This window comes from Acidobacteriota bacterium, from assembly GCA_016196035.1.
Lineage (GTDB): Bacteria > Acidobacteriota > Blastocatellia > RBC074 > RBC074 > JACPYM01.
Window position 1 is genome coordinate 1 of sequence record JACPYM010000080.1, and the last position, 16138, is coordinate 16138.

Genomic DNA, 16138 nt, shown 5'->3' on the forward strand with positions numbered 1-16138 from the left:
CTTCGGTCAGCAGGTTCGATTAGTCTCCTTTACGTGGTCAATCGCCACAACGAGATGATTCAACCTCTGACCTATCTACTCCAGCTACTTTCGCAACTGGAGTTTACCGCCGCACCTCTTACTCATCATGCCGTCTCCTTACTCCGATCATTGTTGAATTGGCTACGCTGGCAGTGTCAGGCGGCATCCTCAGGGCGCAACCTGCGAGCTAGACAGCCAGTAAAAGGATAAGCTCGACAAGACAAAAACGATCAGGATCGTGGTGAGAATGATCAGAAGTTTTTTCATCTCTGAAGCCCTCCTTCACCTTTCAATTGGCAATGGTCAATTGGCAATGATCGTGCCATTAGAATGGCGGCGAGACGCTGCTGTAAGAGGCTGCATTGACAGGCTAAACGAGCGTTATGGAATTTCATTTTTGGTGCCAGGGCAGCGCCACGGCGAGACGGTTTGGCGCGTTCAAGCACAATCGCCACATGCCGTAAGCACGCACGGCAAAGACGGATGCCTGCACAACGAACTGATGATGATTGTCTTAGTCAGTAGCTTCAGAGGAATCAGGCTCAGCGGAACGAGCAAAGACCCGAGCCATCTTGCCAAAACGCTCAAACTGATAAAACGTCGGCCTGTTCTTCACCACCAAATTGAGACGCATAGAGTTGGGCGTAAAGTCCAGCCCGCGCCAGTAATGCCGGATGCTGGCCTGCTTCAACGATTCTGCCGTTCTCCAACACATAGATGGCATCCGCCTTTCTGACGGTTTCCAGATTGTGCGCAATCATGATCGAGGTCTTACCATGCATTAATCGTCCCAGCGCCTCCATCACCAGCTTTTCAGACGAAGCGTCCAGCCCGGAGGTCGGTTCGTCCAGAATCAGGATCGGCGAATTGCGGATGAGCGCCCGCGCAATCGCGAGGCGCTGGCGCTGGCCGCCCGACAACGTCATGCCACGTTCGCCAACCAGCGTCTCATAGCCTTCCGGCATCTGTTCGATGAATTCGTGCGCGTTGGCCTGGCGCGCGGCGCGCAGAATCTCTTGCCGCGTGGCTTCCGGTCTGCCATAGGCGATGTTCTGCCAGATGGACGTGCGGAAAAGCACCGTGTCTTGCAACACAAAGCTGATCTGTTGGCGCAATGATTTCAAGGTGAAGTTGCGCACGTCCTCACCATCAATCAGCACGCGCCCGAAATGCGGCGTATAAAAACGCGGAATCAGACTGATGATCGTGGATTTGCCCGCGCCCGTGGGCCCCACAAAGGCTGCGAATTCGCCAGGGCGAATCTGAAAGCTCACGTCCTTGAGCACAGGCCGGTCATCGCGGTAGTGAAAAAACACATGCTCAAAACTGATCGCGCCGCTGAAACGTGGCGCACGGCGCGCGCGTGGCGAATCGCGCACCAGTTCTTCTGTCTTGATGACTTCGTTAATGCGTTCGGCCCCGATGAGCGCCTTCGAGATCGCATCGGTCATCTTCGACAGGTCACGCATCGGCTTGTACAGCTTGCCCAGATAAAGCAGAAAGACGACCAGCGCGCCGCCCGTGAGCTGTCCTTTCAGCACCAGCCGCGCGCCATACCACAACACGACGCTCGCGCCGCCCGCAACCACAAAATCAACCGCTGGCGCAAGCAGGGCCTTGACCTTGCGCGCGCGCACGGTCAATTCGATGGTTTCCAGCGTCTCTTTCGCCAGCCGTCGCTCTTCATAGTCTTCCCGCGCAAAGGCCTTGACCACACGCATGGATGAAAGCGTCTCTTGCACCACCGACAACACGTCGCCTTCCTTCTTGCGCACTTCACGTGTCGCCTGTTTGATCCGGCGCGTCAGCGTGTAAACTTCCAGAAAGAGCAGCGGCGCCACCGAGAGCGCAATCAGCGTGAAATGCCAGTTGAAATACAACATCACCGCCATCATCCCGGCCAGCGTCAGCACATCCACCACCATGCCGAGCAGGCCCGACGTGATAAAGCTTTGAATCGCGTCCACGTCGCTGGTCACGCGACTGATCAGATCGCCGGTCTTATGCTGGTCGTAATAGGAAAGCGATAGGCCCTGAATGTGATGGTAAAGCGTCTGCCGCAGATCGCGCATGACCCATTGCCCAACCTGCATGGTGAGACAGCTTTCCGAATAGGAGGCCACCGCGCCCAGCGCCGCGACGGCCACGGTGGTGAGAGCGGCGAAATTCAAAACTGCCAGTTTGCCCGCGCCAAACAAATTGCTCACCGTCGCGGCCACCCAGGCGGGCAGCGGGTGTGAGCCAACGACATAATCGAGCACGATTTTTATCGGCCAGGGATCGAAGAGGTCAGCCAGCCCTGCGACAATCACCGCCACGAACGCCAGCGCAAGCCATTTCCAGTGCGGTCGCAACAGGTGATTGATGATGAACTTTTTCTCCATTGAACTGCTTCTTGCCGGCGAGGACAAACAATTGTGTCCTAGAAATTGCATCACCTTACATCTGTCTACCCTCCGGTTGGCAAACTCGCGCGCAACGCCAATTCACGCCGCCTGGCATTGCGCAATAGCACGGACTGCTGCATTTGCAAACGGTTGGCTTGCTCCAACGCCTGTCGCAATTCATGAACTTCCGCTTGCAGCCAGGCTACCTGCTCATACGCCCGGCGCAGTTGACGTTCCGCTGCCCACGGAAAGGGCAGAATATCGGCTGGCACCGTCACCCCGGCTGGTGCGGGGCTGAGCGGCAATGGCAGCGTTTGGATTGCTGTACTCATCTGTTTACCTCCGATGTCAAAACCAGCCGCAACTGCTGCGGCTGGACTGGTGTGCTCGAACCTTAGATCGGTCTTCTCTACGGTGTACGGGAAAACCGCGCAGCGGGACAGTGCCGCGCGCGTGAGCAAGCGGCGCGTCAAGCTTGCCCCCGTGGCCGAATTGCCAAAGCTCCGCTTGCTCACGCGCGCGGCACTATCCCAGTGTCCCTGACTCCGTATATGCAACTGCAAATCGCTCTAAAACCAACCTTGATCAATGTCCTGGCATCCGCAGCCGAGAAGCCGGACAACGGAGCAATCCTCTTCCTTCTTCGCAACCACAGACGCCAGTCTCGCCGCGCAGCCCTGTTTCAACCTCGTTTCTGCTTGCCGGAAAACGCCGGTCTGAAAACAGCGGGCCGCGCCTCAACCGTGCGGCACTTAACCTTCGGTGTGAGGCAGTTTCAGGTCGTGCTCAAAGCGTTTCGTCAAATGCGCGACAGCGTCATTGATGCTCTTGTCGGCCTTGTTGTAATCAATCGTCTTGGTGTCATAGCCACGCCAAACCAGTTGCTTGGTGCGCCCGTCATAAACATCCATCACCAGGGTGTTGCGCGTTTGCGGGATGCGCACCACGGTTGTCGGCCCCCAATCAGGCCCCCAACCAGGCCCCCAACCGATCCAGCCTCGGCGGTAACCGAAGCGCCCGAAGCCATAGTGACCGTAGTAGCCCGGATAGCCGGAATTGAACACTTCGGTGGTATGGCTTTGTTGCGTACTCAAGTGATAACTGACCAGCAAGTCCGGCGCGCCGTTGACGGTTTGCTTCAAACCGGCGGAGCGAAGCTCCATTGACAGATCATCACGCACGCGCTGATCCCACAGACTGTTTTTACCAAAGACGTCTTTGGCGGCGCTTTGCTGTGGCTGGAATCCCCAGGTGCTCCCAGCCACCAGCCGGTAGTGATGGTCGTAATCCGATTTTGTTTCGGCCAAGCCAGACACGCCACAAAGCGTGACCAGCGCGGCCAGTGCAAAGGCAGATAAAGTTATGCGTTTCATCTTGGCCCTCCTTCCTTAACTCAGCGCCAACTATTGAGCGCTGATGACAAGCCCACAGAGCGCAAGCACCGTGCCGTTTTGATTGGCTACAGACTGGCCGGCTGAACTGTTTGAAAAGGCAGCACGTTGCCGCAGCACGCCAAAAAGACGGAAAAAATTTGCCTGGGGCGCTTTGTACCATCCGGGCCGCCGCTGGGACAGATTGGTAAGACGTGCCAGAGACCGTCCCGAAAGTCATGGCTGATTCTCGCCCTTGCGGCGGCGAGACAGTTTTGCGCTCGCAACGCATGCGCGTGGCGGAAAGGTCATTGCCGGCCAGTCCTCAAACTGGCTTCATTACGAAGCCCTTAGGTCTTAGCGCCTCTTCTCTTCACTTTCAGCAAACTAGCGCTTGGCACAAACGTTGCAGTTTGTCGTGCTGTGATGATCGAGAACAAATACTGAATTGATGAGCGCGTGTGGGCGCGCAGTTAATCAACACAAATCATCATCGAGCAGGGGAGAGGGTCATGAAATTTGGTCTATGCAACGCCTTAGCGCATTGCTTATGCTTGCTGATTCTTACGGGCAGTTTTAGCACGCGCGTTTCCGCCCAGACACCACTACCGCAACCAGAGCCAACACGCTCGCCAAGTCCGCCCCTGAGCATCCAGCCCCTGAGTATTCAGGCTGACACGCTGACGCAACGCATGCCCGATCATCTGACCGGCGTGGCGGCGGACAAGGTGGTGCGCTGGACGCTGAAAGATTCGATTCTGGCGGCGCTCGAAAAGAATCCGGACATCGAGATCGGGCGGCAAAGTGTACGGCTGGCGCAATTCAGCATTCTGGCGGCGCAAGGGGTTTACGACCCGCTGGCGTCATCAACGCTCAATTACAATTGGCAGCGCACGCCGAACTTCTCGCAATTCAGCGGCAGCGCGCAGGATTTTTTACAGAACACTTCGCTCACCTATAACTTCGGTTATTTGCAAGCGGTCGAACGCACGGGCGGCAGCTATCAAATCAATTTCAATAACGCCCGGAACACTTCCAACACCGCCAATCTGGCGACTTACTATAATCCGGCCTTAACACTGGCGTTGACACAACCGTTGCAGCGCAACTTCGCCATTGATGCCAATCGCCATCTCATTCAAATCAACAAGAAAAAGCTCGACCTCTCTGACGCACAGTTTCGCCAACAGGTAATTCAAATCATCGCCAGCGTGGAGCAGGTATATTGGGACTTGAGCTTCGCCATTCGCAGCGAAGAGATTCAGCGTGATGCATTAAAACTGGCCGAAACACAATTACGGAATAACCAGGAGCAGGTCAAAGCCGGCACGCTCGCACAAATAGATGTGATTACCGCCGCCACTCAAGTGGAGACCGTGCGCCAGCAGGTTTTTCAGGCCATGCAAGCTGTCGCGCAGGCCGAAGACGCCTTGAAATTATTGACCGTTGAAGGCACCACGGATGAGTTGTGGATTAGCCAGATCGTGCCGGTTGAAAGCTTTGAGTTAAAACCGTTGACGTTGTCGTTACCCGACGCGCTGCAACTGGCGCTCGACAATCGGCCTGAAATCAACCAATTCGCGCCGCAAAAAGAGATAAATGACATAGACGTGAAATACTTCCGCGACCAGACCAAGCCGCAGGTTGACCTGACCGCGTCATACGGAGTGGTGGGCGTGGGCGGATCAGCGGCATCTTTCCCCGATGCCAATGGCGTCCTGCAACCGGCCAAGGTGTCGCCGGTTTTCATCGGCGGCTATGGCACGGCGCTCGACAGCCTCGCCAAAAATTCGTTCCCGGTCGTGCGCGTGGGCTTGAATCTCGCCCTGCCCCTGCACAATCGCACGGCGCAAGCCAATCTGGGCAGCGCGCTGGAAACCGGTCGCCAACTCGACACCCAGTTGCGCAAACAACAACAAACCATCCAATCCGACGTGCGCACGGCCTATCACGCCGTCGAAGCCGCCCGGCTGAGTTATGGCGCGGCCCGTTCCGCGCGCGCATACGCCGAACAGCAATTGTCCGGCGAACAAGAGAAATTTTCGGTCGGCCTTTCCACCACCTTCCTGGTGCTGACCCGTCAGAACGACCTGACACAAGCGCGCGGCGTCGAGGTGCAAACCCTGACCAATTACAACAAAGCGGTGGCCGACTTACAGCGCGCCATTGCGGCCACACTGAGCGCAAACAGCATCGAAATTCAATCTGGTAAAGACAACCCGCTTGGCTCAGGCAGGCCGTAACTGTGCGGCCAAACCTGGCTTGAGGAAGACAACGATGAGTGCAAATACAAAATCCCTCCCCCAACCGGATTTGACCGCAGCACAAGATGAACCACAGCGCGTCAATGGGCCTGGGGCCGTCGTGACGGTGTTCCGGCTGGAACCACAATCGGCCAAGCGGCTCAAAGAGGTCACGGCGGCACCGCCGGCTCCGCCTCCGACAACAGCGGAAGCGCCACGCCCGGCGGCCGGCCAAAATGAAGCGTTGCCCGCCGCCGGTCACCAAAGCCATACACGCTGGTGGTTGCTGTTATTCGCTGTCTTGCTCGCAAGCGGATTCTGGGCGTACCAGCGACCCCCTGCCGTCAGTGCGCCGCTAAAACCCGCGCGGAATGCCGTGCCCAGTGTGCCGGTAACGATTGCCACCGCGCGCACGAGCGACATTCCCGTTTATCTGAACGGGCTGGGCACCGTCACACCACTCAACACCATCTCCGTGAAAACGCGGCTGGACGGCCAATTGACCCGCATAGATTTCAAGGAAGGACAATTCGTCAACAAAGGCGCGTTGCTGGCGGAAATTGACGCGCGCCCTTACGAAGTACAACTGGCGCAAGCACAGGCGCAACTGGAACGCGATCAAGCGACGCTCAACAACGCCAAGGCCGATCTGGCGCGTTACCAGTATCTGGTCGGCAAAGGCATCATTCCGCAACAGCAGGTAGACACGCAGGCTGCGGTGGTCGCCCAGAATTCCGCCGTCATCAAGGTGGATGAAACGCAGATAGACAATGCGAAATTGCAATTGACCTATTGCCGCATCACTGCGCCCATCAGCGGACGCATCGGGCTGCGACAAGTTGATCCCGGCAATATGGTGCATGCGGCGGATGCCAACGGTTTGGTCGTCATCACACAAGTGCAGCCTATCGGTGTGCTCTTCACTATTCCCGAAGACAGTTTGAGTGCCGTGTTGCAAAAATTTCGCACGGGCGCGCAATTGTCGGCGGAAGCCTATGACCGCAGCGGACAGACGAAACTCGTCGCGGGCCGTTTGCTGACGATGGATAACCAGATTGATCCGGCCACTGGCACGAACCGTTTGAAAGCCGTGTTTGAGAACAAAGCGAACGCGCTCTTCCCCAATCAATTCGTCAATATTCGGTTGTTGGTCGAAACGCAAAAAGACAAAGTGTTGATCCCCGCCGTCGCCATTCAGCGTGGCCCGAACGGAGCTTTTGTGTATGTCGTAAAACCCGACCAAACCGTCGAAGTGCGTCCCGTCACCGTCAGCACAATGGAAGGGACAGAGGCCGCGATTGATTCCGGCCTTGCCGCCAATGAACAAGTCGTGACCGACGGCGTAGACAAATTGCAAGCCGGCAGCAAAGTGCAAATCGCCAACAAAGAAAAGGCTGGAGCCTGATGAAGGATGAACGATGAACGATAGACTAATCGGGTTTCGCTTCATCCTTCATCCCTCATCCCTCTGAGATTTCTATGAGTCCTTCACGCATTTTTATCGAACGCCCGGTCGCCACGTCATTGCTGATGGCGGCGATTTTGTTGTCGGGCATCGTCGCGTATTTTCAATTGCCCGTGTCGGCGTTGCCACAGGTGGATTATCCGACGATTCAGGTGCTGACGTTTTATCCCGGAGCCAGCCCCGACGTGATGGCTTCATCAGTCACGGCTCCGCTGGAGCGGCAGTTCGGGCAAATGCCGGGCTTGAATCAGATGACGTCCAGCAGTTCGTTTGGCAGTTCGTTGATTACGCTGCAATTTGATCTGGAACTCAGTCTGGATGTAGCCGAACAAGAGGTGCAGGCTTCGATCAATGCGGGGACGACATTTTTGCCGAAAGACCTGCCGAATCCACCGATTTACAGCAAAACCAATCCGGCGGATGCGCCGATTATCACGCTGGCGTTGACCTCCGACACGTTGCCGTTGGCAAAAGTCGAAGACCTTGCGGATACGCGATTGGCGCAAAAGATTTCGCAATTGCCCGGCGTCGGTTTGGTCAGTATCAGCGGCGGGCAAAAACCGGCGGTGCGCATTCAGGCCAACCCAACTGCGCTGGCGGCATATGGCATGAGCCTCGAAGATTTGCGCAGCGCGGTCGCGTTATCAAATGTGAATCAGGCAACGGGAAATTTCGACGGCCCCAAACAAGCGTACACAATTGACACGAATGACCAGATTATTTCCAGCGCGGGGTATCGTTCAGCCATCATCGCGTATCGCAACGGCGGCGCGGTGCGGCTGTCGGATGTCGCCACCGTGATTGACGATGCCGAGAACGTCAAACAGTCCGCGTGGTCGAACAAAACGCCGGCTGTCATTCTGAACATTCAACGACAGCCCGGAGCCAATATTATTGGTGTCGTAGACCGCATCGAAAAGCTCTTGCCACAGCTTAAAACTTCGCTGCCGTCAGCAATCAATTTGTCCGTGCTGACCGACCGCACGACGACGATTCGTGCCTCAGTCAAAGATGTGCAATTTGAATTAATGCTGACCGTCGCGCTGGTTGTGCTGGTGATTTTTTTGTTCCTGCGCACGCTGGCCGCGACCGTCATTCCCAGCATTGCCGTACCGCTTTCGCTGGTCGGCACATTCGGCGTGATGTACCTGCTCGGTTATAGCCTCGATAACCTTTCGTTGATGGCGCTGACGATCTCAACGGGCTTTGTCGTAGATGACGCCATCGTCGTGATTGAAAACATCACTCGTCATTTGGAAGCCGGAATGCGCCCGATGCAAGCCGCATTGCTCGGCGCACAGCAGATCGGTTTCACGGTGCTTTCGATGAGTACATCGCTGGTCGCGGTCTTCATTCCGATTCTGTTGATGGGCGGGATTGTCGGGCGGTTGTTCCGCGAATTTGCGGTGACGCTTTCAATTGCGATTGCGCTTTCCTCGCTGGTGTCATTAACGCTGACGCCGATGATGTGTGCGAAGTTATTGCGCTCCGCTCACGACATAAAACACGGATGGCTGTATCGCGCGAGTGAACGTTTCTTCAATTGGTTGCTGCGTGACTATGACAAAAGCCTCAGTTGGGTGTTGCGTCATCCGCAACCCATGTTGCTGGTCACGATTCTGACGATTTGCCTAAGCATCTATTTGTACATCATCGTGCCCAAGGGCTTCTTTCCCGATCAGGACACGGGGCGGATGATGGGCAACATTCAAGCCGCGCAGGACATTTCGTATCAGGAGATGCGGCAGAAACTTTCGCAAGTCGTGGAAATCATTCTCAAAGACCCGGCAGTTGACACTGTCGGCGCATTCACGGGCGGCGGCGGTGGTTCCACTACGAACACGGCGCGGATGTTCGTTTCGCTGAAATCAATCCAGCAACGCAAAGTCAGCGCCAGCGACGTCATCAATCGGTTGCGTGGTCCGCTATCAAAAGTTCCTGGCGCACAAACTTTCCTGCGTCCTGTGCAGGACATCAACGTCGGCGGCAGGTTGAGCAACGCGCTGTACCAATACACGCTGCAAGGCGATAGCGTCGCTGATCTGACGCAATGGACGCCGCTGCTGATGGAGCGTATGCGCAAGCTGCCGCAACTAACCGATGTCAATTCCGATCAGCAAAATCGTGGTTTGGTCGCATCACTCGACATTGACCGTGACACGGCGGCTCGGCTCGGGCTGAATTTTCAATTGATTGACAACACGCTCTACGACGCCTTTGGGCAACGGCAAGTCTCGACGATGTATCGCTCCCTGAATCAGTACCACGTCGTGATGGAGGTTGCGCCGCAATATTGGCAAAATCCTGAAACGCTGAAACAGCTTTATGTGCAAGCTCCGTCGGGCGCACAAATTCCCTTCAGCGCGTTTGCGAAATACAAGACCGATTTGACGCCGCTGGCGGTCAATCATCAGGGGCTTTTTCCCGCGACGACAATCTCGTTCAATCTCGCCGCTGGCGTAGCGCTGGGCGATGCGGTGCAGGCCATTCAGCAGGCACAACGCGACATCGGCATGCCCGCGTCCATACAGGCCGGTTTTCAAGGCACAGCCCAGGCCTTTCAATCTTCGCTGGCGAATGAATGGATATTGATCGTAGCGGCGTTGCTGGCGGTGTACATCGTGCTGGGCATTTTGTACGAAAGCTACATTCATCCGATCACGATTCTCTCAACGCTGCCGTCCGCAGGCGTGGGCGCATTATTGGCCTTATTGCTCTTCAAGATTGACCTGACCATCATCGCGCTGATCGGCATCATCCTGCTGATCGGCATCGTGAAAAAGAACGCGATTATGATGATTGACTTCGCTCTCGAAGCAGAACGCGAACATGGCAGGAAACCCGAAGAAGCAATTTATCAAGCGTGCCTGCTGCGCTTTCGTCCGATCATGATGACGACGCTGGCGGCATTGCTGGGCGGCTTGCCATTAGCGTTTGGCAGAGGGACAGGCGCAGAGTTGCGGCAACCGTTGGGCATCACGATTGTCGGCGGCTTGATCGTCAGCCAGATGCTGACGCTGTTCACAACGCCGGTCGTGTATATGTATTTGGACCGGTTGGGGTGGTGGCTGAAGGCTGTGCGCGGCAAAATCATGGGAAAGCGTAAATTGCGCCTCACCAAAACAGCCTGATACCTGATACCGCTGAGTTGGGGCCATTTGGGAAATACCGGGCTATAGGCGACCAACTCGCCCCAGGCCGCGAGGCCAGGCGCAGCGTTGCCAGCAAGGGCGGCCCCTTGCGCCGATACACCTCACGTCGCTGGCAAAGTCAGACTGCCGCTCATCGCTGCCCTGCCCGGAACGCGCTGACTGGCGGTCAACGTGGCATATCTATTGCGACAAGCGTGTTGCGGAATTGTTGAGAATCCGGCGACGGGTTCTGCCGGACAGTTTTTTTGCTGAACAGGCAACACTCATTGAGGAGAAGCAATGCTCAACTTGAAGAAAGATATTCCAAGCATTACCGCGTGGTTCTATTTGTCATTTTTGGTTGTACCGTTCCTTTGCCCGGCGGCCAATGCGGCTGATGACGCCTGCAAAATATCAGCGACCAAGATTTATGAAACGGCAGCCCCAGCAGTGGTTTTCATCACCGCCACCACAATCAATCCTTACCGGCTGTCGGATCGTGTCGAACACATCGTCGGCTCCGGGTTCATTATTGATGCCGAGGGGTTGATCTTGACCAACTCCCACGTCGCGTTTGGACGACAATCGCTGACCGTCAAACTGGATGACGGCACCGTGTTGCCCGCGCGGCTGCTGGGCGCTGATCCGCTCTTCGACATCGCCGTGTTACAAATTCCCAAGCCGAGCAAAGGGCAACTGCCAACAGTGAAGCTGGGCGATTCCGACCACACTCGCGCCGGCGAAGAAATGCTCGCGCTGGGCAATCCGCTAGGGCTGGATCAGACGTTGACGCGCGGGATCGTGTCGGCGCTCAATCGTGTCTTGCCCGCCACCTTTTTCTCTTTGCAGGAGCCGATGATTCAAGTGGATACGCCGATCAATCACGGCAATTCCGGCGGCCCGCTGCTCAATCGTTGCGGCGAAGTCGTGGGCATCACCACGGCCATCGTTCCTGATGCACAAAATATCGGCTTCGCCATCCCCATCAATCTGGTCAAGTCCGTCTTACCCGACCTGCTCAAACAAGGGCATCTCATTCGCCCCTGGCTGGGCTTTCACGGGCAGTTTATCGGCGCAGATTTGCAAAGCCTGCTGCGCCTGCCGCTCACGACAGGGCTGCTGGTCGAAGTCGTGGAACCGGGCAGCCCGGCGGAGCAAGCCCAGATCCAGGGCGGCGGGCTTGAAATGACGATTGACGGCAATGACGTGTTGCTGGGCGGCGACATCATTACGAAGCTCAACAACACGGCCTTGACCAGCGAGGAAGCCATTGGCAAAGCACTCAATGAATTAAAGGTGGGTGCCGAAGTCAACCTGACGATCTTTCGGGAGGGCAAAGAAGTCCAAGTCAAATACATCTTGCCTGAGCGCCCCTTTTTGCCGGGCGACGTGCCGGGCGGAACGTCGTATGTGCCGCTCAATGGAAAGCGTGCCTTTGGTAACACGCATTTCCGGTTCTGAGATGGTGGAGAAAGAAGTGCCGGAGGGTGGTTGCAATGAGGACGGAAACCGTATCGCTAAAAAGCCATTCCCACACAAGCTCGGCGCGGCCTGTCGCGCATGAGTTGTTCAACCATGCGCCGCCAAACGCCGCGCCCTACTCCAAATTGCTAGCCGTGCTGCTCGTGCTCGCGGGCATTGGAATCATCGCCTATGTTGATGCGGTCGTCAGAGCCTTTTCGCTAGGCTTTCTTTACATTTTCCCGCTCGCCTTCGGAGCTATTGTGATGGGCAGGCGCGCCACGCTTTTGCTGGTGCTGCTCTGCGTTTTTCTGGTGGATGAGCTAGGCCCCTATGAGCATTTAGGGTGGGAAAGTATCTGGCGCAATCTGATCAGCCTGGCTGGTTATCTGGCAGTCGTGCTGATCGTCAGTAAACTGGTGCAGCAGCGCCGGAGCCTAGCCGAAACGGTGCGGCAACAGCGTGATGAGATGGTCAAAGAGATCGCACAGGCGGCGCTGATTCAACGGCGCATGTTGCCGCAATGCGCGCCGCTCCGCCCTGGAATTGACCTGGCGGCGCGGATGGAATCGGCTAAGGTGGTGGCCGGCGATTACTACGACTTTATCGAACTGGAAGACGGCAAGCTGGGTTTGGTGGTGGCCGATGTCGCGGGCAAAGGCGTGCCCGCCGGGTTGCTGGTGCCAACGCTGAAAACCACCTTGCGCCTGGAAGCCCCGCGTCTGGCGCAATGCCAGGAAGTGGTCGCCAGTCTGAACCAGTTGATTTATGACGTGACGGATGGGGCGCGTTATGTGACGATTTTTTACGCGCGGCTCAATCCGCCAGACCGCACCCTGCAATACACCAACGGCGGCCATTTGCCAGGTCTCTGGTACCGCGCCGCCACGCGCGAAATCGCCTGGCTGGACAAAGGCGGTATCTCGCCGGGTTTATTTCAAGGGGTGAAATACGAAAGCGCGCAAGTGCAGTTAGCGTCCAACGACATCCTGGTGCTCTATTCAGACGGCATTACCGAAGCCGAAAACCGGCAGGGCGACGATTTCGGAAGGGAGCGCCTCGCCCGGCTCATCGTGGCCCACCACACCCGCACTGCCGAAGCCTTGCTCGAAACCGTCTTTACGACCTTGACCGAATTCACCGAGCACCAAGAACCCAACGACGATCAGACCTTATTGATTCTCAAAATCACGTAACACTCCTCCGCCATTCGAACTGGTTTGTGGCGAGATGGCGCGGTGGGATGACACTGACACTGTCTCGCCCCAAGTGCCTTGAGCGCGCTCACACACACGCGCCAAATACACTGCCTACCTACGCCAAAGGCCTGTCAATACAGGCCGATTCGGTGCTGGATGGCATGCCCATGATAACGGGCCGTGGCATGCCGCTTGCTCAACAACAACGCAAGTGACCGCATTGAAAAACAGAAACTGCCGCGCCGCCAGCCGGTCACCGGCGATCACCAAGACATGCTGGCCGTCGCCAGGCGTGCAATGACAAACAACGTGCAGGGGTGGCACAAACAGGAAAAGGAGAAATCGTGATGAGAAAGCAATTGATGTCCATGTTCATGCTTTTGGGTCTACTGGGCGGCTTCGGCGCAATGAAAGCGCAAGCGCAAGTGGCGGAGCCAATCGAAGCGGATATTCCCTTCTATTTTCATGCCGGGAACGCCAAATTTGAGCCGGGCAAATATACCGTCAGGATGCGGGATGATTCTGAGCTGATGCTGATGGAAATCACGAGCGCAGACACACATCACTCGGCGCTCTTTCAAGTCAGGGATGCAGAGGCAACGGCAGACCCCGTAAAAGCCGAGTTGGTTTTCAACCGGTACGGCGACCAATACTTCCTCGCGAAGATATTTGATGAGGGAAACAAAACCGGCAGTGAGGTGCTGGAATCGCACTATGAAAGGTTGCTGAAAAAAGGCGAAACGAAGCCCGAGCAACGTCACATTCCGGGTCACCGCCATATGCACCCAAAAGCTGACTAGCCGGTTAATGGCGGGCGGCTCGACTAGCGGGACGCGCATGCCGACGGCTGAGTCAGTTGGATCGCGCTAGCCGTCGGGCAACCCAAAGTGACCACTAAGAGAGAGAGGATTTATGCGGCAACAAATCGGAATGACAATTTTACTGCTTGCGGTTTTCGCCATCAGCGCGATGGCCCAGAGCGCGGACACGGGAACTCCAGGCCACACCACACTCGGCGCGGTCAGGAAAGTTGACCATGCGGCTGGCAAGCTCATCGTCAAGGCTGCGGATGGAACCGAAGAAGCGTTCAAATTCACGGGCAAAACCACCATGCTTGGCGTGCATGGTTTGAAAGACGCCGGTATTGGCATTGAACGTGGCGGCAGGGATGCACCCAAGCTCATGGCGCGCGCGTTCAGCGGAACCGGCAAAGGTGTGCGGACTCTCGCCGCCAAAACTCCGGCATGTGTTGACGAAACCCTGCATCTGACGAAACGCTGCACGATTGATACAGGCAAAGGCGTTGTCAAAGGGACAGCCTATACTGCCAATGTCGGCACGCACGCCATCGCGCATTACACCGCGGCGGGCGGGCGAAAAGTCGGGCATTTGGTGAAGCAAATCGAACGGGCAATCTAAGCGCCGTGTGCGGCAACCGTGACAGCAGAGCTTACGCAATAACTCAACCAGGTGTTGGCGCAGTTCCTGGGTTAGCTCCCTGCCTGCGCCGACGCCGGGGCGAGGTTCGGCGGAAGCTTTGTCCAGATTGCCGTGGCTCAATCCGCGCGCGGCACAGAATAGGAAGAAGGAGGAGTTATGAAACACAAAATGGTTTCACTAATCGCGCTAGGCGGTCTTTGTCTGGCGCTCTGGAACGGCGCGGCGCGCCAGGCGCTGGCCGCCCCACTGAACGCGAACGTGGCGAGGACGCCCAATGCGCCGGTCGGCATTGAGGTTTTTCAAACCTCCCTGGCGCCATACGGGCGCTGGTTTCAGCACGAGAAATACGGCCTGGTGTGGACGCCGACGGTGGTTGACGTGCGTTGGCGTCCATACACCGTGGGCAATTGGGTCTATACCGATTATGGCTGGACGTGGAACTCGGACGAAGATTGGGGTTGGGCCACCTATCATTACGGGCGCTGGAATTTTGACACCGGCATCGGCTGGGTTTGGGTGCCTGGCTATGATTGGGGGCCGGCGTGGGTGTCATGGCGTAACGGGAACGACTGGCTGGGCTGGGCGCCACTGCCGCCGGAAATTGTCTGGGACAACGGCTTTGTTGAAGTAGGACTGATGGACAGCTTGATTCCACCGTTCTATTACAACTTTGTCGAGGAACGCTATTTCAATGCGCCGCGTCTCGCCACATACATCGCCCAGGCCCCGCGCAACGTGGCGTTGATCAGAGAGACGAACAACATCACGCGCTATGAGTTCATCAACCAGCGCGTTCTCAACAAGGCGTTTGATACGCGGCGCATCGAACAAGCCACGGGGCAAGCCGTGCGCACCTATCGGATCGAGGAAGCCAAAGGGCCGAATGCGCTGCGCCGGTTTCAAGCCGACAGCGGCAGCGTTTCCTTCTACCGTCCGCACCTCGAGCGCGACAATCATCCGTTCTCAGACGAGAACCTGCGCCGGCAAACTGAGGAAAGACGCACGCTGCAACAACGGCAACAGGAAGATCGCGAGCGGCTGCACCAGCGACACCAGCAGGAGCTTAACAACCCTCCGCACGGCCTGTCTCCCGACAACCTGAACCAGCGCCACGCCGAAGAATTACGCGAGTTGGAGCAACAACATCAGCGTGAGACGCAGCTCCTCAATAACCGGCATGCGACGGGACACGACGGTGATGCTACGCCGAAAATGGCGCAGCACCGTCGTTAGCTCGGTTTGTCGAGCAAGATACTGAGGGTCGTTGTCAGTGCTCTTGCAAAGTCGTCAGCCAGAGCACTTGAACGGCTCCGCTGAATCCTGATCCTGAGAGCTTGAAAATGCTGCTGATTTTCAAGCTCTCAGGAGTCAGGAGTCAGGAGTCGGCGGAGCGTCTTTGGCGGATGTTTTGAGAACTTTGC

12 protein-coding genes are annotated in these 16138 nt (G+C 56.7%); 9 read left to right on the plus strand and 3 right to left on the minus strand.

The genetic code is table 11. The features are described 5' to 3' along the window. Positions 1-605: 605 nt before the first annotated feature. The 3 genes from HY011_23485 to HY011_23495 all read right to left on the minus strand — a co-directional run bounded on the left by HY011_23485 (position 606) and on the right by HY011_23495 (position 3781). Positions 606-2405, minus strand: coding sequence for an ABC transporter ATP-binding protein (locus tag HY011_23485; protein ID MBI3425903.1), 1800 nt, complete (start codon positions 2403-2405; stop codon positions 606-608). Between the two features lie 65 nt (positions 2406-2470). Next, a complete protein-coding gene (locus HY011_23490) occupies positions 2471-2740 on the minus strand; it encodes a hypothetical protein (GenBank protein MBI3425904.1) in 270 nt (89 codons plus the stop codon). Positions 2741-3160: 420 nt separating this feature from the next. After that, positions 3161-3781 (minus strand): DUF4136 domain-containing protein, encoded by a 621-nt coding sequence (locus tag HY011_23495; GenBank protein MBI3425905.1) that lies wholly within the window; start codon positions 3779-3781, stop codon positions 3161-3163. 509 nt (positions 3782-4290) lie between these two features. On the opposite strand from HY011_23495, the gene HY011_23500 reads away from it, so the two are divergent. The 9 genes from HY011_23500 to HY011_23540 all read left to right on the plus strand — a co-directional run bounded on the left by HY011_23500 (position 4291) and on the right by HY011_23540 (position 15950). Beyond that, positions 4291-6021, plus strand: a complete 1731-nt coding sequence (locus HY011_23500) for a TolC family protein (protein MBI3425906.1) — start codon at positions 4291-4293, stop codon at positions 6019-6021. A gap of 34 nt (positions 6022-6055) precedes the next feature. Then, positions 6056-7426, plus strand: coding sequence for an MdtA/MuxA family multidrug efflux RND transporter periplasmic adaptor subunit (locus tag HY011_23505; GenBank protein MBI3425907.1), 1371 nt, complete (start codon positions 6056-6058; stop codon positions 7424-7426). Positions 7427-7500: 74 nt separating this feature from the next. Further along, positions 7501-10617 carry a multidrug efflux RND transporter permease subunit gene (locus HY011_23510; GenBank protein ID MBI3425908.1) on the plus strand — a complete coding sequence of 1039 codons (3117 nt, stop codon included), beginning with the start codon at positions 7501-7503 and terminating at the stop codon, positions 10615-10617. Between the two features lie 300 nt (positions 10618-10917). Continuing rightward, entirely contained in the window at positions 10918-12078 is a 1161-nt protein-coding gene (locus tag HY011_23515; GenBank protein ID MBI3425909.1) for a trypsin-like peptidase domain-containing protein, read from the plus strand. 35 nt (positions 12079-12113) lie between these two features. Beyond that, the gene (locus HY011_23520; GenBank protein ID MBI3425910.1) at positions 12114-13274 is read left to right on the plus strand and encodes a PP2C family protein-serine/threonine phosphatase; all 1161 of its coding nucleotides are present in this window, start codon (positions 12114-12116) and stop codon (positions 13272-13274) included. 195 nt (positions 13275-13469) lie between these two features. Next, entirely contained in the window at positions 13470-13625 is a 156-nt protein-coding gene (locus tag HY011_23525; protein ID MBI3425911.1) for a hypothetical protein, read from the plus strand. Further along, positions 13625-14077, plus strand: a complete 453-nt coding sequence (locus HY011_23530) for a hypothetical protein (GenBank protein MBI3425912.1) — start codon at positions 13625-13627, stop codon at positions 14075-14077. The genes HY011_23525 and HY011_23530 overlap by 1 nt, the downstream gene beginning before the upstream one ends. A gap of 130 nt (positions 14078-14207) precedes the next feature. After that, positions 14208-14696, plus strand: a complete 489-nt coding sequence (locus HY011_23535; protein ID MBI3425913.1) for a hypothetical protein — start codon at positions 14208-14210, stop codon at positions 14694-14696. Between the two features lie 177 nt (positions 14697-14873). Beyond that, positions 14874-15950 carry a hypothetical protein gene (locus tag HY011_23540; protein MBI3425914.1) on the plus strand — a complete coding sequence of 359 codons (1077 nt, stop codon included), beginning with the start codon at positions 14874-14876 and terminating at the stop codon, positions 15948-15950. The last annotated feature ends 188 nt before the right edge of the window (positions 15951-16138 follow it).